20 protein-coding genes are annotated in these 16,853 nt (G+C 43.4%); 12 read left to right on the plus strand and 8 right to left on the minus strand.

Annotation, left to right across the window (positions count from 1 at the left end; all coding sequences use genetic code 11):
* The first annotated feature begins 105 nt into the window (after positions 1-105).
* Positions 106-537: an isochorismatase family protein gene (locus NZ848_RS03900; protein WP_259014435.1), complete on the plus strand. Its 432-nt coding sequence runs from the start codon at positions 106-108 to the stop codon at positions 535-537.
* Positions 538-605: 68 nt separating this feature from the next.
* On the opposite strand, the gene NZ848_RS03905 is transcribed toward NZ848_RS03900, so the two are convergent.
* Complete coding sequence (locus NZ848_RS03905) at positions 606-1,247, minus strand: YceI family protein (protein WP_259014436.1); 642 nt, start codon at positions 1,245-1,247, stop codon at positions 606-608.
* A gap of 60 nt (positions 1,248-1,307) precedes the next feature.
* The gene (locus tag NZ848_RS03910) at positions 1,308-2,399 is read right to left on the minus strand and encodes an exo-alpha-sialidase (protein ID WP_259014437.1); all 1,092 of its coding nucleotides are present in this window, start codon (positions 2,397-2,399) and stop codon (positions 1,308-1,310) included.
* A gap of 526 nt (positions 2,400-2,925) precedes the next feature.
* On the opposite strand from NZ848_RS03910, the gene NZ848_RS03915 reads away from it, so the two are divergent.
* A complete protein-coding gene (locus NZ848_RS03915; RefSeq protein ID WP_259014438.1) occupies positions 2,926-4,413 on the plus strand; it encodes a DUF1593 domain-containing protein in 1,488 nt (495 codons plus the stop codon).
* A 182-nt stretch (positions 4,414-4,595) separates the two neighbouring features.
* Positions 4,596-4,757, plus strand: coding sequence for a hypothetical protein (locus NZ848_RS03920; protein WP_259014439.1), 162 nt, complete (start codon positions 4,596-4,598; stop codon positions 4,755-4,757).
* Positions 4,758-4,851: 94 nt separating this feature from the next.
* Here the strand turns inward: NZ848_RS03920 and NZ848_RS03925 are convergent, their stop codons facing one another.
* From NZ848_RS03925 to NZ848_RS03935, 3 genes are all read right to left on the minus strand, one after another.
* The gene (locus NZ848_RS03925) at positions 4,852-5,283 is read right to left on the minus strand and encodes a hypothetical protein (RefSeq protein WP_259014440.1); all 432 of its coding nucleotides are present in this window, start codon (positions 5,281-5,283) and stop codon (positions 4,852-4,854) included.
* A gap of 240 nt (positions 5,284-5,523) precedes the next feature.
* Positions 5,524-5,847, minus strand: a complete 324-nt coding sequence (locus NZ848_RS03930) for a nuclear transport factor 2 family protein (protein ID WP_259014441.1) — start codon at positions 5,845-5,847, stop codon at positions 5,524-5,526.
* A gap of 338 nt (positions 5,848-6,185) precedes the next feature.
* A complete protein-coding gene (locus tag NZ848_RS03935) occupies positions 6,186-6,977 on the minus strand; it encodes an SDR family oxidoreductase (RefSeq protein WP_259014442.1) in 792 nt (263 codons plus the stop codon).
* Between the two features lie 127 nt (positions 6,978-7,104).
* Between NZ848_RS03935 and NZ848_RS03940 the strand changes: the two genes are divergently transcribed.
* Both NZ848_RS03940 and NZ848_RS03945 read left to right on the plus strand, forming a co-directional pair.
* Positions 7,105-7,488 carry a winged helix-turn-helix transcriptional regulator gene (locus tag NZ848_RS03940; protein ID WP_259014443.1) on the plus strand — a complete coding sequence of 128 codons (384 nt, stop codon included), beginning with the start codon at positions 7,105-7,107 and terminating at the stop codon, positions 7,486-7,488.
* A 134-nt stretch (positions 7,489-7,622) separates the two neighbouring features.
* Entirely contained in the window at positions 7,623-8,246 is a 624-nt protein-coding gene (locus NZ848_RS03945; protein ID WP_253524032.1) for a DUF3267 domain-containing protein, read from the plus strand.
* Positions 8,247-8,335: 89 nt separating this feature from the next.
* Here NZ848_RS03945 and NZ848_RS03950 read toward each other — a convergent pair whose 3' ends face one another.
* The gene (locus NZ848_RS03950; protein ID WP_253524035.1) at positions 8,336-8,854 is read right to left on the minus strand and encodes a hypothetical protein; all 519 of its coding nucleotides are present in this window, start codon (positions 8,852-8,854) and stop codon (positions 8,336-8,338) included.
* 236 nt (positions 8,855-9,090) lie between these two features.
* Here NZ848_RS03950 and NZ848_RS03955 point away from each other — a divergent pair, with 236 nt between their 5' ends.
* The 7 genes from NZ848_RS03955 to NZ848_RS03985 all read left to right on the plus strand — a co-directional run bounded on the left by NZ848_RS03955 (position 9,091) and on the right by NZ848_RS03985 (position 14,090).
* A complete protein-coding gene (locus NZ848_RS03955; protein WP_259014444.1) occupies positions 9,091-9,807 on the plus strand; it encodes a 3-keto-disaccharide hydrolase in 717 nt (238 codons plus the stop codon).
* A 1,381-nt stretch (positions 9,808-11,188) separates the two neighbouring features.
* Positions 11,189-11,344 carry a hypothetical protein gene (locus NZ848_RS03960; protein WP_253524058.1) on the plus strand — a complete coding sequence of 52 codons (156 nt, stop codon included), beginning with the start codon at positions 11,189-11,191 and terminating at the stop codon, positions 11,342-11,344.
* A 109-nt stretch (positions 11,345-11,453) separates the two neighbouring features.
* Positions 11,454-11,615 (plus strand): hypothetical protein, encoded by a 162-nt coding sequence (locus NZ848_RS03965; protein ID WP_259014445.1) that lies wholly within the window; start codon positions 11,454-11,456, stop codon positions 11,613-11,615.
* A gap of 338 nt (positions 11,616-11,953) precedes the next feature.
* Positions 11,954-12,109 (plus strand): hypothetical protein, encoded by a 156-nt coding sequence (locus NZ848_RS03970; RefSeq protein WP_259014447.1) that lies wholly within the window; start codon positions 11,954-11,956, stop codon positions 12,107-12,109.
* Positions 12,110-12,171: 62 nt separating this feature from the next.
* Positions 12,172-12,357, plus strand: a complete 186-nt coding sequence (locus NZ848_RS03975) for a hypothetical protein (protein WP_259014448.1) — start codon at positions 12,172-12,174, stop codon at positions 12,355-12,357.
* Positions 12,358-12,422: 65 nt separating this feature from the next.
* Positions 12,423-12,668 carry a hypothetical protein gene (locus NZ848_RS03980; protein WP_253524067.1) on the plus strand — a complete coding sequence of 82 codons (246 nt, stop codon included), beginning with the start codon at positions 12,423-12,425 and terminating at the stop codon, positions 12,666-12,668.
* 858 nt (positions 12,669-13,526) lie between these two features.
* On the plus strand, positions 13,527-14,090 hold the full coding sequence (locus NZ848_RS03985; RefSeq protein WP_259014449.1) for a transposase: 564 nt from the start codon (positions 13,527-13,529) through the stop codon (positions 14,088-14,090).
* Between the two features lie 1,209 nt (positions 14,091-15,299).
* Here NZ848_RS03985 and NZ848_RS03990 read toward each other — a convergent pair.
* Positions 15,300-16,406: a hypothetical protein gene (locus tag NZ848_RS03990; protein WP_259014450.1), complete on the minus strand. Its 1,107-nt coding sequence runs from the start codon at positions 16,404-16,406 to the stop codon at positions 15,300-15,302.
* Positions 16,407-16,660: 254 nt separating this feature from the next.
* Positions 16,661-16,852 carry a hypothetical protein gene (locus tag NZ848_RS03995; protein ID WP_101726510.1) on the minus strand — a complete coding sequence of 64 codons (192 nt, stop codon included), beginning with the start codon at positions 16,850-16,852 and terminating at the stop codon, positions 16,661-16,663.
* Between the last annotated feature and the right edge of the window lies 1 nt (position 16,853).

Below are 16,853 nucleotides of genomic sequence, written 5' to 3' on the forward strand. Positions count from 1 at the left end.
ATTATATTACCACAAAGTAGCAACCCTCCCCGAGTCCGAGTAATTTTTGCATTTTTGGAATTGCAATTTTGCATTTTTGGTTTTGCGATTAAATGTACCTATGGTTTGCCTGAATTTTTTATTCAGCACGATGGAACCCACTCCGGCAACTTTGTACCCCATACAACAGAGTGGGAATTGTTGGACGACTTAAAAGTGGAAGCCGGTGATATTCTGATTGACAAATACGCAAATGATGTTTTTTACAGGTCTGAACTTCAATCGCAACTGGATCAATATTTGGTTGATGAGCTGATAATTTCGGGCTGCGCTACAGACTTCTGCATAGAATCAACGGTGCAATCGGCATTAACACGCGATTATAAAATAACAGTGGCTGAAGATGGCCACACTACGGGCGAAAGGCCCCACTTAAAAGCAGTGCAGGTAATTGAGCATTACAACTGGGTCTGGAAAAACATGATTCCTACCAAGGGCACTGTAAATGTCATGCCTCACCGGGCGATATTAGATGAATTGGCAGGTACCGCCCGATAGATTATAAAACCAGCAGGGCTTATTGCCGTGTTGGTTGCAATAAGCCCTGTTAAAGTACCTGAAGATGTTTATTTTCTGGCCACAACGGTCATCATTAACTCAATGTTATCAGATACAACCTGGTCGGCGGCTATATCATAAAACCTGCCTGAATTATACCTGATGCCCCATTCGGTGCGGTCAATCACCAGTTTGCCATCTGCCTTTAAAACTCCGTCGGCTAATGTCATTTTTGCCGGAAAACTAACCGTGCGCGTAACACCCTTAATGGTCAGTTTACCTTTTACTTCCAGCGTTTTTCCGGCTGCAGGCGTTACGCCCGTAATAACAAATGCAGCGGTGGGGAATTTCTCGACATCAAAATAATCGGCCGATTTTAAGTGAAACACCGGGCTGTTTTTATGCTGCTTGTCTTTATAGACCATTGACTTCATGTCTATTACCACTTTGCCACCCACCAGTTTGCCATTATCTGTTATCATTTCTCCACCCGACGGATACACATACCCGGCGTGGTCTTCGCCGGTGTCTAGCAGCAAGGAGCCGCGCCAGGTTACAAAACTTGCTTTGGTATCAATTATAAACTTTTGTGCCGACGCCCCATAGCTGCCCGCGGTGCTGCCGGTTTCATCATGGGCAGTTTGGCCGCAAGCCAGGCACCCCCAGGCACCCATAAAAACCAGACACCTAAATAATAGCTTGTTTTTCATAGTTCAGAAACACAATTGAGCAATAATGAATGATTTTAAACCAGTCGGGTTTACCCTTGCTTAGCAGCCCTTAAAGGGCATAACATACAAAGTATTACCCGAAACAGACACATGGAAGCCGTAATTGCCGGTTAGAGGCACCGCCAGTGGCTGCCAGGTTTTGCCCATGTCTGCCGAGCGGTAGATGCCATCTGCCCGCCCGCATATTAAAAATTCACCCATTTGTTTAATAGATAAAATAGTAGATGACGTAGGAAGCATACCTATTTTTCTCATAAACAACCTTTCGCTTGATGGCAGCAGGTCTCCGCCCACCGCATTCCAGGTTTGGCCTTTATCTGTTGAAATATACAGGCGGTTAATGCGGGCTTCCTTGCTGGTAACAATAGCCGCAAACCCACCTGTTATGGGTTCAACGGCAATGCCAACGCCCCCCTCACCCAACACGGGCGCCCAGTTCAGTCCATTGTCCGTCGACCTCAGCACCCCTTCTTTATACGTAGCCAGAAGCACCCCGTTCTGCTCTGCCAGTTTCATCAGCCCACCCCCGATATGCACGCGTTTCCAGGTTTTACCATAGTCGGCCGTTCTGAAAAGGTGGTTGCTGGCGCCTATAAAAACAATGCCTGCGGCCGTTTCAAAAACGGTATTTACCTGGCGCTCTTTATAACTGTTGTACATCCAGTCGATGGTTTTATCTAAGCTCACGGCTTGTTCCTGAAAATTGGTATAAATGGGTGCCCAATCGTTGGTTCCGTTTATTTTTCGCATGAACTGACCTCTGAAATCAAAGGCAAACATCTTGTTGTTGCCCTGGGAAAGATACCGTTGCTTACCGGGGAAACCCTCTTTTGTCCAGTCTGAATTAGCCTTACTTGCTTCATTATAATAAACCCCGTCACCTGCACGTAAAAACAGCCCGTTGTCGCTGGCAATCAGGCTCTCTCCCCTCACCCCTTCTTTCTGCAATTTTTCAGGCAGCCCTTTGCTGATGTCGTGCCAGGTTTGTCCGCCATCGGTAGATTTAAAAACAATGCTGGCAACACCCGCCGGTTTACCTGTTCTGTCTCCCTCCTTTTCTTTCCGCACAAAAGAATTGAGAAGAAATAAACCCAGCATAATTACCGGAATAAACACAAACAATTTTTTCATAATTTTATAAATTTAAAGGTAAAACCATAATTAATGATAACCAGCCCAAAGTAGCAGGCAATGGCAGTTCTGGTTTAACAATAAGCCCTGCCTGGTTTTAATTGCCGCTGCTTTTCCGGTGGCCGTTATATCAGCAAATCTACCTGTTGTTATTCCGGCAACTGTTAAAAGCCTGTAAAAAGAAGTAAACCAAATGTAAAATGATGTTTGGGCTTGCGTTAAGAACCTAGAAAATTGCCACAACCCCCAATAAAAATGTATATTTGTAACCTAAACAAAACCACCGTATTAGCAGGAATAAAACCCAGACGAAAGCCCAAAGCTAAATCGATAAATCACCGAAACCCCAGCCGCTAATTCGCTAATTCACTAATTCACTAATTCACTCAATCACTCAATCACTCAATCGCTCATTCACTCAATCGCTCATTCACTAAATCGCTCAATCACTCATTCCCCGGAACGCCGGCCGCTAATTCACTAATTCACTAATTCACTCAATCGCTCATTCCCCCATTCTCTCCTCATGAAACTAAAAACAATATACCTCTTGCTGATGCTGCTGGCCAGTTTGTCGGCCATGGCACAAAAACCCCGCACCATAGTAACCACCGACGGCGAACTGGACGACGTGGACTCGTTCATCAGGATGCTGCTCTATGCCAATGAATTGAAACTGGAAGGCCTCATTTACAGCAGTTCGCAGTGGCACTACAAAGGAGACGGCAAAGGCACGCGGTTCAGGTCTGAGATGCAGTTAACCGCCGAACGCTATGGCGAGCGCACCGAATTGCGCTGGCCCGGCACTACCTGGATGGAAGAACTGCTTGACGAATACGCCAAGGTACAGCCGTATCTGGCCAAACATGCGGCAGGCTACCCCACCGCCACGGCCCTTAAGAAACTGGTAAAAGAGGGCAACATAGATTTTGAAGGAGAAATGGACAAAGTAACCGAGGGTTCAGAACTGATAAAAAAAGTACTGCTGGATGCTAACCCGCAACCCGTGTATCTGCAGGTTTGGGGTGGCACCAATACCATAGCGCGCGCGTTGAAATCGATAGAAGAAGCCTACAAAAACAAACCCGACTGGCAGAAGATATACAACAAGGTATCAAAAAAAGCGATTATCTACACCGTGCTTGACCAGGACGCCACCTACCGCAAATACATAGCGCCCAACTGGCCGCAGATACGCGTCTTTTATAATGCCAACCAGTTCTGGTGTCTGGCTTACCCCTGGACACAGGTAGTGCCTGACGCATTGCAACCTTATCTGCGCGGAGAATTTATGAGCCGGAACATCATTCATAACCACGGGCCTTTGCTGGCTAAATACTATTCATGGGGCGACGGACAAAAAATTGCCGGAGACCCAGAGCATACCCACGGCAGCCCAGAGGATATGGAAAAATACAAAATGACCCCTTATGATTTTATTTCGGAGGGCGACTCACCCGCTTATTTTCAACTGCTGGATGTTGGCCTGATGAACCGCAATAACCCCGAATACGGCGGCTGGGGTGGCCGGTTGGTGCAGTCAAAAGAGAATCCGTTCCGTTGGGAAGATGCCCGCACTTTGACAGACTTTAATCATTTTACTGGTAAGCAGGATGCCTCTTTTCCGCAAACCCGCTGGATAGATGCCCTGCAACTGGATTTTGCCGCCCGTGCCGACTGGTGTATAAAACCTTATAAAGACGCCAACCATGCCCCAAGAATTTCAGTAAAAGGGGGTAACATCAGAAGAGTAAAAGCCGGTGAAAAACTGAGCATCAGCGCAGCAGCCACCGACCCCGACGGACATTCGGTGGCGTTTACGTACTGGCAATATGCCGAGGCAGGTACATCGCCCGAAAAAGTAACCATACAGCCAGCAGCCAACAATACGGCCACCATAGACATACCACAAACCACCAAAACCGGAGATACCATACATATTATTGTAGAAGGGAAAGATAGTGGAAGCCCGGCTTTGATACGGTACCAACGCGTAATACTGGTAGTTTATTAATTACTACTTGTGGCGCGAATCTCCAGATTCGCAGCATCCACCAGCGTGGCACACCTATACTCGACCGAGAAAGGGCGTGGCGCGCTTAATTATTTTAAAGAAGGTATCTGGCAGGTATAAAAAAAGGCTTAAACCCGCCGGTTTAAGCCTATAAGAGGAACGGTGTTCCCAAACCGGAACCGATGATAGTGTTTCATGACCCAAAGATTAGCATTTTTCCTGCCCGTTCAGGCAAAAAGGTACATCTCTTCAGGAAATTAAAGTTTGGCGCTATGCGTACTATCGTTCTTGTTGATATCGTAAGATACCAGTATCCGGGATACCTTACGAAGTTAACAAAATAAATTCCGGATTTCAAAAATGTTTTTTTTGTAATGAAACAGAATTGAATGAGTTTTTCAAGGCATAAAGCCTAAGCCAGCGGTGTGAAGCCCTTTTTCAGCCGGGTAGAGACGTACCAGGCAGCCCCCTTACCAGCAACCAGCGGCAAAGTACCCAGAAATTGGCAATAAAAACTATCAGATTAACCAGAAAGATGTTATCAAAAAAATAAGAGAAGTACCTGAACTCCATGCTGTTGTCGCCGTCGTTTCTGAACGACCCTACATTGGCATACAAATACACTACAAAGCAACTTACCAGTGCCAGCAAACCAAAATGCAGGTTATTTAATACCATAGCCCGCGCCTTACCACTGAACTGCCCCCGCCAGAGTAACACCACGTGCAACGCCTCTAGCAGCCCAAACACCACCCAGAAACTGCGCGATACCCCGGCGGCCTGAAAAGTATAAAAAGCCATGGCCACTATGGCCGCCACCACCAAAGAAACAACAAGCCAGCATAAATGATACAAAATACGGTAAAGCATGTGTATGTTTTTTTGTAAAGGTAATGATTTATAATTACCCAATCTCTGCCTATATTCTCACTGAAAAAATAACATAGTCCCCTATCATTTATAATAGTAAATTTTGGTAGAGGTGCGATGCTTGCGGCTTCAGGTGGTTGTGAAAACAATAAATGATTAATATTGGCATGGTTCTATGGCAACCTAATTCTGCGATTAGCCGCATTCAATGCACCTCTACGAATGGCTACAGAACACAAATCACCCGGTAATCTTCAATGACAAAATCTTATCATTATCCAATTCAAAATGATATTTAAACACAATCGGACTACCAGGGAATGTCCCCGAACCCAGGGTTGTCAGAATACCTCCTTTCGGCGTGGTGGCATAATCAATCGGCGCAAGAATGGTGGCGTATTCGGCATTGGTTTGCTCGTTCCAGGCTTTTATTTGTTCAAAGCCTTGATGGGTGCGGCCTTCGTCATACACCAAAGCATTGTTTGCAAAACATTGGGCATAAGCTGTGCTATCGAAATCGTTCTGGGCTTTCAACAAAGCCACTATTACATCTGGTAAATTCATTGTTTTGTATTTATTAAAGTGATAAAATTTAACCACGCAGTGTCACGAAGCTTTACGCTGAGTTTCACTGAGTAAAAAATAACAAGTAAAAATTAAAGTCCCTAAAACATCATTTTCTGTTTGAGGCGGACGGCTAGTCACCGATTAAAAATCGAGCGATGAATCAAGAGAAAGTGAAATGAAATTTTCGGATTTTTAATCGTACGAGTTTAAATAATGCGGGTTTTTGGACTGCCCGTCTGGATTACTTTTTCCGCAAAAAGTAACAACAGAGGAAGAAAAAAAATGTAGATTTTTTCTTCAGAATTGTACTATGCGCCTGAAAGTATAAAAAACCACTAAACAGTCGGTACTGTCCCACCATCAATCACATATTCAGTTCCGGTGAGATAAGAAGCTCGTGGAGAAACCAGAAACCCTACCAGCTCGGCTACTTCTTCAGGTTGCGCCGGTCTGCCGACGGGTATTCCGCCCAGGGCATCCATCACACCTTGGGTGGCCTGTTCTACCGTTATGCTGCTGCTGGTGGCAATGCGCTGCATCATTCTTTGTGCTGCGCCAGTCATAATCCATCCCGGCGAAACCGTTAGCACACGTACCCCCTGCGGAGCCACCTCGTTCGACAACCCTTTGCTATAATTTACAAGCCCTGCTTTGGCGGCCGCATAGGGTAGCGTTGAATCATACAGCGGCAACCGTGCCTGTATAGAACCTACATGAATAATTACCCCGCTCTTTTGCGCCAGCATAGCAGGCAGAAAAGCCCTGTCTAACCGAACCGGAGCCAGCAGATTAGTTTGCAGGGTTTGTTCCCAGTCGTTATCAGTCAGTACGGCAAAGCCTCCGCCGGGGGTTTCAGAGCCACCCAGGTTATTCACCAGTATATCCAGGCGGCCATATTGTGCCAGTATTTCATCGGCTACCTTGCGGGTTCCTTCTGCCCGGCTTAAGTCTGCCCTTATCAGGTGCATCTGGCTGTTGCGCTCTTCGGGTTCGTTTCTGGCGGCAATAATCACCGTTGCGCCTGCTTGCAGCAAGCGCTCTGCAATGGCCCTGCCCGTGCCTTTGGTTCCGCCGGTTACCAGCGCAATCTTGCCTTGCAACTCATTATTGAAATTAAATTGTTCCATTTTCATTGTTGTTTATGGCGCAAAATTGGGGCATAAAAACAGTTTGGACAAGTACTGAAATACGATTCAGATACGGATAAATTTATCCCCTGTTGCGCATACAGGCACTAAAACATACATTTGTACTATGTACGAAAGAAAGACCTTACCGAACCTCAATTGCGGCCTCGACCTGATAGGCGAAGTGCTTTATGGCAAATGGAAAATGCGTTTGCTGTGGTTTATTCATCAGGGACATCAGCGACCAAGCCAGTTGCAACGCAAAATTCCGGATGCTTCGCGGCGGGTTCTGAATATGCAACTGAAAGAACTGGAAGAACACGAGCTGGTAACAAAGGTGATATATCCGGTGGTGCCGCCAAAGGTAGAATACAGCCTGACCGACTTCGGCAAAAGCCTGATACCCCTCATTGGCGCCATTGGCCAGTGGGGCGATAGGCATGAAGAACGCCTGCGACAGCTCATTTTAAGGCAGCTTGAAAAGACGGATACAACAGACGTACAGAATTAATATTCCTATATTTTCAATATATACTGAAACATCAAAACTATTCATATTTTCAATACGTTCAAATTTTCATTATTTCTTTAAACGCTTTGGTATATACGGAAAATTGATTATGTTTAGATAAAAAATATCCCTTAATGCGCCTCACCCCTGAAGAACTATCAACAGAACAATATGTCTTGCTTGAGAAGCTCGACCATCAGGAACTTATCCCCTTTGTGCAGAAATACCTAAAGCAACCCACCTGGGCATCCAGGTTTTACTACGCTGCTAACCTGCTTATAATGGCAGCCATTGCGCTGCTGGTATGGCGGTATGGCACACAACCCGGCGCCAAATGGTGGAACGCCCTCAACTACCTTGCTATGGGCATTGCTTTTACTTTTTTGCTGATACCTGTGCATGAGTACATACACGCGCTGGCATACCGCAGCGTAGGTGCAACGCATACTTCATTTGATATGTACCTGCGGAAGTTCTACTTTATGGCCGTTGCAGACAAATTTGTGGCCAGCAGAAAAGAGTTTACCATTGTGGCGCTGGCGCCGTTTGTGGTGATAAGCGTTGTGCTGCTGGGGCTGTTAATAGTAGCCACGCCACAACAGGCTTTTATTATTATGGGTACTTTGCTTTTTCATACGGCGGCTTGCTCGGGCGACTTCGGCCTGCTGAGTTTCTACAACCACAACCGGCAAAAAACCATTCTTACTTATGACGACAAAACCAGCCGGATTTCTTATTTTTATGAGAAGGTAAACTAGCACCTGCTACAAAAGGCATTGAAGTGGGGCATCAGCAAAATACAACAGGCTCAACCGGCAGGCAGGCCATGCTAAGCACACCCCGCCCATTACATAACTACACCATAAACCCGGCGGTAAATTTCGGTTTTAACAACGGTTAAATCTACTATTCCGGTGGCCATCAGATACATGTGTATGCTGTTTTTGGTTTGGTCGTAGGCAGGTTGGCGATACTGCTCATCTACCACCTTGAAACCGCTGTTTTCGTAAAACGCAATGCGTTTTCTGGCCACGTTGCCCAGTTCGGGTGGTTCGGTCTCCAACACAATTACCTGATACCTGTTTTTTAAAGCCTGCAATGCCCGGGCTCCCAGCCCTGTGCTTCTGAAAATGGCATAAATCTCAAAAAACTCAACAAACAAAAAATCTTCAAAAGGCCAGGTTACAAAATAGCCCATCGATTTATCGTTAGAATCGATACTGAAAATCCGGGTGTGTTCGTTTTCGAAAAGCTGATGAAACTGGCCTTCGTTTCTACGTTCGTCTACAGGAAAAGTATGTTCATATTGTTTATATATAAACGTGCGCTCTTCTACTGAGGCACCTTTTAAATCTCTGAAATCCATCTCAATTAGCAATTTATTTTTACAGCACAAAACTACGGCTTTCAACAAAAAACACGTAATTATTCTATAAATTTATTCATTTTTCAGGCCAAAACTACCAAAACAACCTAAATTTTTTTCAGAACGCGCCCACATCATCCGGCTTAGCGGGTGTGGCGACCTCATTGGCAAAAAACGTTTCAGGCTGCATTCATAAAAAAAGCTATATTTGTTTCGGACTTCAACCTTATACCACAATGAAACATTTAACACTGATTACTCTTCTGTGCGGCCTTACGCTGCACTCCGTTGCACAAACCACCCTTAGCCCCGAAGAAAAAAAAGCCGGCTGGAAACTGCTCTTTAACGGCCGCGACCTGAAAGGCTGGCACGCCTATGGTGGCGGGCAGCCAGGCTCTGCCTGGGTAATTGACCAGGGCGCCATTAAACTGAACGTACCCGAGCGCGCCGGAAACAAGGCCAAAAACGGCGGCGATATTGTGATTGACGAAGAAATAACCGGCGATTTTGAACTGAAAGCAGAATGGAAAGTAAGCAAATTTGCCAACAGCGGCCTTTTCTTTTTTGTGAAAGAAGCCCCTCAATACAAAAACATGCACGACACCGGCCTTGAACTTCAGGTAATTGACGACAAGATTTATGAGGGCTCGCCGGAAAACACCCATCGTGCCAGCGATTTCTTTGGTGTGGCCAACGCCCGCCTGCGCGAAAGCAACCCGCAAGGCGAATGGAACAGCATTCATTTTATAATGCGCAAAGGGAAACTTACCGTTTTGCAAAATGGCTTTACCGTGCAGGAACACGACCTGAACAGCCCCGAATGGAAAGAGAAGATTGCAAAAAGCGGCCTGGCTAAAGCCCCCATAGGCAAAGGTAACTACAGCGGCCGCATTGGCCTGCAAGACTGGGGCAGCACTGTTTGGTATAGAAACATAAAATTAAGAAAAATGTAAGATGCACCGCCCAACTGATAAAGCTGAACCGGGTGCATTACCGCAGGTGTTGAAGACGAGACACTTTATTGATGATTGAGACCTGCCTGAAAAAATAAAGACTGCTCAAAGAGCAGTCCCTATCTAAAATAACTTTTGCTGTGACTTTTGATGCAAGTTAGCTTGTAAACACACGCTGACGGAAAAAAATAGTTGAATGAACTGAAATCATCGCCGAACTGCAAAAAATTAAGGGTTTTTGAAATGGCTTTCCGCCAAAAGACAGATAAAACCAACAAAACCAGGCGCGAATCAGGTGCCGGAAGAGCCCGGCATTTGTGGGGGTATATAAAAAAATAAAGAGCTACTCAAAGAGCAGCCCCTATCCAAAACAACTTTTGCTGTGACTATAAGTCTCAAATTTATAGCATTTTTTTTAAGTAGCAAAAAAATATATCAAATATTGTTACATTTTAATCTGCACCTGGTTATTATTTTATTAAATGGCTTTTACTGATGCCTATATGGCATCTGCCGGATATACGCCCCTTCTTCCATTATCTGCCTCCGTATAAAACCTGCCGTGAGCGCAGCGATTGCTGCCTCAACACATTTTATCGGTAACGGGTTTGCGTATATTCATTAGGGAAGCATTATCGGGCAATAGCACTTAAACACCTCATTATAAAAAAGTTAATGCGAAAATATTTTTTATTTTATACTAAAACCAATACCTTTGGTAAGGCATTTCAATCAGTCAACTGCAACGATTAAAATCTGACAAATCGAAATGCCCTAACGATGCTGTAGATTAGTGCGCTTCTGTTTTTTCTTTCTATTGAGTCTCTTAATTAATACACCAGTATAATCTGCTAGAGCCAGCCGTCAGTTAACCATGCCTATGCGTGTTGCCGGTTGTTTGGTTGTGCCTGTATGAATATTCGTTACCAATTTTAAGCCCTTTCAATACCCTTTTAATTACACAATTAAACCAGCAATTTTATGTTAAAAAACGAGCAATTAAATGATCAAACACGCTGTACTGAAAAACCTGAGGCCGTTTTAAAAAAGAAATGGTCCACACCCAGGTTCGAGAAAATTGAAGTTGCCTTCAGAAGCCTGTGGCTATTGCAGCCCGGCCCTGGCCCGGGGCATACGCCGTCAGGGCCATCTTCCTGAAATGATAACCGGTTTTACCAGATAGCAGTTTTAAAAAATACCCGGGTTTACAGGCGGCAGCACTTGCTAAAAACCGTATAACCGGGTATTTGCCTGTAAACTGCCCGGCAGACAGCAATGCCACCCAAGCTCAGAAAGGGCATTTTAACAAATAAAATCTGTACTATTTTTTGTTAAAACTAATGAATATCTTATTTTTGTTTCAAATACTTAGATAACCACAATGCAAACACCGCCTATCAAAACCAACCATTCTGTTGTGAAAAAACACACCCAAACCACCAAAAAACGATGGGCTACCCCGGCAATAGAAAAAATTGAGTTGAATACCTCAGTTTTTACCCGGTTAATGAAAGCGGCCGAGCCGTTTGGTTCTTGATACATCCATCTGCCTTTTAAATCTAAAAGTATATTCAACCACAGGCACGCCTTGATGCGTCTGCTTGTCTTACATTTCAACCTATTATAAACGCAAAACAAAACTGTACATGAAAAACAAAGCAAACAACCACCCAATGCCAACCATTGCCAACCAACCCGAAGCAAAAAAAATGTGGATAAAGCCATCTATTCTAAAAATTGAAGTAGCAACCCAAATTAATGTAGCCAGCTTGCTGGGGCTTAATTCAGCTACCCCTATTCACTCGTAATTATTATGCCTGCTAATGGAACAAACCCTCCGAACAGGCACTGGATTCAGAAAAAAGAATGAGTATACCTTATTAATCTATTAATGAAATTGCCAGATGATCAGACAATCAGAAAAGGAATCGACTTCGGCCATTGCGAGCCGTGTAGGTTCAAAAAAAACTTGGGTGAAGCCCGGAATTCAAAAAATTGAAGTAGCCTTCAGCATAAAAGCAGCATCTTTACTGAAACTGGACCCAACAGGTGCGGTATCCTGATAAGTGTTGCGCCAGTTGAAAACTGTTTTCTGAAATGCCGGCAAAGTATGAATCTTTCAAAAATCTTTAAAAATAACCGTAACATGACAACAAATTCAAAAAAAGGGCTGGGACAATTTGCCAACCAACTTAAAGCAAAAAAAGCCTGGGCAAGACCGTCATTTCAGAAAATTGAAGTTGCCGCCAGAATCAACGCAACAACTTTGCTGAAACTGGACCCAACAGGTACTTTATCCTGATGAGTGTCGCACCTGCTGAAAACAATAGGCTGAAAGTCTGGCCAAAACATACATTTCAACAGATGCAAACGCGCCATCTTGAAAGGCTTATCGTTGAGACCATCATCCCTGCCGGGGCGATGGTCTTTTATATTTTACCACTACCCATTGTATGGCCTAAACTACCCCCCGCAAGCAAGCCAACGCAAAACCAGCAACAGCACTACCAAAGGTTGATTGACACGGCCAACCCCTGGCTACTGCGCTAAAAATATTGATTACTACTTTGGTTTATTTATTATGGCTATCTTTGCAGCTATTAAACCAAGCAAAGATGACAGCCCAACAGGTAGATAACGTGCTAGACAAGCTAAGTGCCAACAGTTTCCTGAACCATTTTGAAGGCATTAACCATGACGCCGACATGCTGCATGTATTTTATACGTCATTTACGCTACTAAACTATGAGGCGCTGGTTGAATTTTGCGCCGAAGAAGAACTCTTCTTTTACTCAGCCCCTAACAAACAATACTTCCAGCTGACGCTCATCAACGACCCGGTGTACGAAGCAGGTAATTAGTGCTGGATTGAAAGCTACCGGCTGATAGTTTATTGTCCCGACAGAGTCTCCCGTGTGCGAATGCCAAAGCCTAGCAAGGGGACTCTGTCGCGGAAACTGTCACAACAAATAGAAAAAATAACAAAAAAATTGTCCCGACAGAGTCTCCCGTGTGCGAATGCCAAAGCCTGGCAAGGGGACTCTGTCGCAGTGGCCTTTCAAATAAACAATAACTGTCATAGCAAATAGAAAAAAAAATTGTCCCGACAGAGTCTCCGGAGTGCAAATGCCAAAGCCTGGCAAGGGGACTCTGTCGCACAGGCCTCTCAAAAAAACGATAACTGCCATAGCAAATAACAAAAAAAATGTCCCGACGGAGTCTCCCGTGTGCGAATGCCAAAGCCTGGCAAGGGGACTCTGTCGCAGAGGCATTTCAAAAAAACAATAACTGTCATAGCAAATAACAAAATAATTGTCCCGACAGAGTCTCCCGTAAGCCATGCCGGAACTAAGCAAGGGGACTCTGTCGCAGAGGCCTTTCAAAAAAACAATAAATGCCATAACAAATAGAAAAAAAATGTCCCGACAGAGTCTCCCGTAAGCCAGGCCGGAAATAAGCAAGGGGACTCTGTCGCACAGGCCTTTCAAAAAAACAATAACTGCCATAGCAAATAACAAAAAAATTGTCCCGACAGAGTCTCCCGTAAGCCCGGCCGGAACTAAGCAAGGGGACTCTGTCGCGGAGGCCTTTCAAATAAACAATAACTGTCATAGCAAAAAAATAATTATCCCGACAGAGTCTCCCGTAAGCCCGGCCGGAACTAAGCAAGGGGACTCTGTCGCGGAGGCCTTTCAAATAAACAATAACTGCTGACACCCATGGCTGTAAGAGTAAGACAAAATCAAAAAGAAGCGGTTTATTTCGTGACATTCACCTGTTACAACTGGATACCTCTTTTTGAAATCACTCAGTTATATGATAACCTCTATCAATGGCTTAACCTACTGAATCGGCAGAACATCCGGACGTTGGGTTATGTTTTTATGCCAAATCACCTGCATTGCATGATTTACTTACCCAAAGATGCTCCTGAACTCTACAAAGTTATCAGTAACGCAAAAAGATTTATGGCCTATGAAATTGTCAAGCGGCTAGAACAAGCTAATAATTCAGAATTACTGGAAAGGCTCCAAAATGCAGTAAAAGCCAGAGAAGTAAAAAAAGGAAAGCTACATCAGGTATTCAATGAGTCTTACGATGCCAAAGAATGTTTTAATGAAGATTTTATAATGCAAAAGCTAAATTACATACATAAAAACCCATTAAGTGGTAAGTGGAATCTGGCAGCAGATTATCTGGCTTATGCTTATTCATCTGCCAGATTTTATAATTTGAACGAGAAAGATGCGAAAGTAGAACTGACTCACTATCTGGATATTTAGTGTTTAGATAGTACCAACGACAGAGTCTCCTTGCTTATGTTAATCCCAACACACGCGGGAGACTCCGTCGGAACCACCTTAAAACTTTAAAAAGCAATCCCCAACCCAAAGGCCACAACGACAGAGTCCCCTTGCTTATGCTCATACCAACACACGCGGGAGACTCTGTCGGAACCAGCTTTTCACAACAAGAACCTTATAACTATACAAAAACCTTGGCTGTCTCAGCAGTGTCTCCCGACTGTGCGTCCCCGTGCGCCTAAGCCCACTTTAAGCAAAGGGACTCTGCTTCGGTCCGGGATATCCTAAAGAAGAAATTGGCTAACCGTAAAAACTTTAAAAAGCAATCCCCAACCCAAAGGCCATAGCGACAGAGTCTCCCGTGTGCGAATGCCAAAGCCTAGCAAGGGGACTCTGTCGCAGTGGCCTTTCAAAAAAACAATAACTTTCCTAGCAAAAAAAAAATTGTCCCGACAGAGTCTCCCGTAAGCCCGGCCGGAACCAAGCAAGGGGACTCTGTCGCAGTGGCCTTTCAAAAAAACAATAAATGCCATAACAAATAGAAAAAAAAATTGTCCCGACGGAGTCTCCCGTGTGCGAATGCCAAAGCCTAGCAAGGGGACTCTGTCGCAGTGGCCTTTCAAAAAAACAATAAATGCCATAACAAATAGAAAAAAAAATTGTCCCGACGGAGTCTCCCGTGTGCGAATGCCAAAGCTTGGCAAGGGGACTCTGTCGCTGAGGCCTTTCAAAAAAACAATATCTGTCATAGCAAATAGAAAAAAATTGTCCCGACAGAGTCTCCCGAAAGCCCAGGCCGGAAATAAGCAAGGGGACTCTGTCGCAAAGGCCTAAAATTAAAGCAGTTGAGAACATATATTCCATGCCTACTATGATGAAGGAAATATCTCCGCTTTGGGGAATAAAAAGTAGAGATTGCGCCTAAGCCCACGTTAAGCAAGGGGACTCTGCTGCGGCCAATGACTAGAAATTCATAAAGAAGAAAATGACTAACTTTAAAAAGCAATCCCCAACCCAAAGGCCATAGCGACAGAGTCCCCTTCCTTATGCTCATACCAACACACGCGGGAGACTCCGTCGGAACCACCTAAAAACTTTAAAAAACAATCCCAAACCCAAAGGCCACAGCGACAGAGTCCCCTTGCTCATGCTCATCCCAACACACGCGGGAGACTCTGTCGGAACCGGCTACAAATCTCCAATAGACCCACGCTTTACCTCTTCAATTCTATCATTGTTTACATGTATGTAGTCAAGTTCAAGATTATTCATATCAAACTCATTTTTAGTATGAGGATGCTTAACTAACCAATGTCTGGCCACATGAAAATTTCCAAGATTTACCGTTGTAATAAATACCCCTGAAATGCTACCACAGGAAAACTTTGAAGTTAAATCAAACAAGCCATCACAACTTGTTTTAAATTCCTGATTTAGATTCTCTAAATTTTCATAAAGAACATTCCTATTGCATCCAAATAAAGCTTTATAAACATCTTCGGTACGAGTAAATTTACTGCTTAAAGAATTTATACAAATAATAAATGGTTTATCAACATCACCGTATTTATATGCCTTTTCTTTTATTGCTTTACGAATTGATTCTTCACAACCCCCAACAAATGCATTAGGTGGATAACCAAACATTGTATTGTTTAATTTAACACTAGACCTTATAATTTCAGCTTCAATTCTAATATGCTTTGTTTCATACAATATTTCATCATCAAAATAATTCCAATCTACGTCAGTGCCTTGCCATTTATTCATTTTTTCGTCAATTTGCTTTTTAAAAAAATCTTTAATATGACTAAGTTTAGGTTGATTTTTAGTCAAAAAATCAACTGTGTTAACGCATACACCCAAATAATCCGATTTAACTTCGTTTATTGCGTCAAAAATCGCATTCTGTTTATTTTTTAATGTTTGTTCTTCAGTAGATTCGTCAAATACAGTTTTTGCCTCTAAATACAATTCAACATCCCCTTTCTTTGCGAGAAAATCAGGATTCTTTGAAGAACCTGGCAAGGCAGGATGAACAGTTAAAGAAAAACCCTGTTGATAAAACAGCTCGTGAATAAATAATTCAAAAAAAGCTGAATCAAACTGATTTTGCATATCTCTCCTTAATTGCTTTTTTGCACTATCCGGATATCGAGAAAACCAATCTTCTAGCTTTTCTCTAACTTCAACAAATTCTTCTTTTGATGTATCATTATAAAAATCATAGCTATTATGCTGATTCTTAGCAAAATCAAAATTGAACCGCTCTTTTTCGTCAAACAGTTTAATCATAATAATATTTTTTCAACGCAAATATATACTCTGAACCCTTACAAAAATCAAATGAGCAACCCCTACACAGGATTGCCCATTCTACGGCACTTCTCGGCAGGACCTTGAAGTAAAGCAAAATTAAGCCATTTTTTGGTTCAAAACAAAAATTGAAAGCATTTGCTTAAACTAAAACCTGCCAGATTGAAGTAGCAAAAAAAAAGAGCATAGAATTTAGCTATTCTATGCTCTCTCCATTTTTCTAAGACAATTAATTATCGCGAGTTCAAAATTACTTTTGATGCAGACACTTGAGAATTAAAACTCTTTACTGCATACTCACGTTTTGCTTGTGCCATATCCTCGCTAACTTGTCTTCTAGCTTTAAAATCCTCCTCTGAATTCAAAGGCGTTGGATTCTTTTCTTTGCTAATTTTTTCTATTGTTTCGCGAAATTTATTAGTCATT

Source organism: Emticicia fluvialis (assembly GCF_024793945.1).
GTDB lineage: Bacteria > Bacteroidota > Bacteroidia > Cytophagales > Spirosomataceae > Emticicia > Emticicia fluvialis.

What these genes read in the sequence shown, in the direction of transcription:
- NZ848_RS03905 (WP_259014436.1), bottom strand. Translation starts at nt 1,247, where the DNA reads ATGAAAAACAAGCTATTATTTAGGTGTCTGGTTTTTATGGGTGCCTGG.
- NZ848_RS03910 (WP_259014437.1), bottom strand. Translation starts at nt 2,399, where the DNA reads ATGAAAAAATTGTTTGTGTTTATTCCGGTAATTATGCTGGGTTTATTT.
- NZ848_RS03915 (WP_259014438.1), top strand. Translation starts at nt 2,926, where the DNA reads ATGAAACTAAAAACAATATACCTCTTGCTGATGCTGCTGGCCAGTTTG.
- NZ848_RS03920 (WP_259014439.1), top strand. Translation starts at nt 4,596, where the DNA reads ATGATAGTGTTTCATGACCCAAAGATTAGCATTTTTCCTGCCCGTTCA.
- NZ848_RS03925 (WP_259014440.1), bottom strand. Translation starts at nt 5,283, where the DNA reads ATGCTTTACCGTATTTTGTATCATTTATGCTGGCTTGTTGTTTCTTTG.
- NZ848_RS03930 (WP_259014441.1), bottom strand. Translation starts at nt 5,847, where the DNA reads ATGAATTTACCAGATGTAATAGTGGCTTTGTTGAAAGCCCAGAACGAT.
- NZ848_RS03935 (WP_259014442.1), bottom strand. Translation starts at nt 6,977, where the DNA reads ATGGAACAATTTAATTTCAATAATGAGTTGCAAGGCAAGATTGCGCTG.
- NZ848_RS03940 (WP_259014443.1), top strand. Translation starts at nt 7,105, where the DNA reads ATGTACGAAAGAAAGACCTTACCGAACCTCAATTGCGGCCTCGACCTG.
- NZ848_RS03945 (WP_253524032.1), top strand. Translation starts at nt 7,623, where the DNA reads ATGCGCCTCACCCCTGAAGAACTATCAACAGAACAATATGTCTTGCTT.
- NZ848_RS03950 (WP_253524035.1), bottom strand. Translation starts at nt 8,854, where the DNA reads ATGGATTTCAGAGATTTAAAAGGTGCCTCAGTAGAAGAGCGCACGTTT.
- NZ848_RS03955 (WP_259014444.1), top strand. Translation starts at nt 9,091, where the DNA reads ATGAAACATTTAACACTGATTACTCTTCTGTGCGGCCTTACGCTGCAC.
- NZ848_RS03960 (WP_253524058.1), top strand. Translation starts at nt 11,189, where the DNA reads ATGCAAACACCGCCTATCAAAACCAACCATTCTGTTGTGAAAAAACAC.
- NZ848_RS03965 (WP_259014445.1), top strand. Translation starts at nt 11,454, where the DNA reads ATGAAAAACAAAGCAAACAACCACCCAATGCCAACCATTGCCAACCAA.
- NZ848_RS03970 (WP_259014447.1), top strand. Translation starts at nt 11,954, where the DNA reads ATGACAACAAATTCAAAAAAAGGGCTGGGACAATTTGCCAACCAACTT.
- NZ848_RS03975 (WP_259014448.1), top strand. Translation starts at nt 12,172, where the DNA reads ATGCAAACGCGCCATCTTGAAAGGCTTATCGTTGAGACCATCATCCCT.
- NZ848_RS03980 (WP_253524067.1), top strand. Translation starts at nt 12,423, where the DNA reads ATGACAGCCCAACAGGTAGATAACGTGCTAGACAAGCTAAGTGCCAAC.
- NZ848_RS03985 (WP_259014449.1), top strand. Translation starts at nt 13,527, where the DNA reads ATGGCTGTAAGAGTAAGACAAAATCAAAAAGAAGCGGTTTATTTCGTG.
- NZ848_RS03990 (WP_259014450.1), bottom strand. Translation starts at nt 16,406, where the DNA reads ATGATTAAACTGTTTGACGAAAAAGAGCGGTTCAATTTTGATTTTGCT.
- NZ848_RS03995 (WP_101726510.1), bottom strand. Translation starts at nt 16,852, where the DNA reads ATGACTAATAAATTTCGCGAAACAATAGAAAAAATTAGCAAAGAAAAG.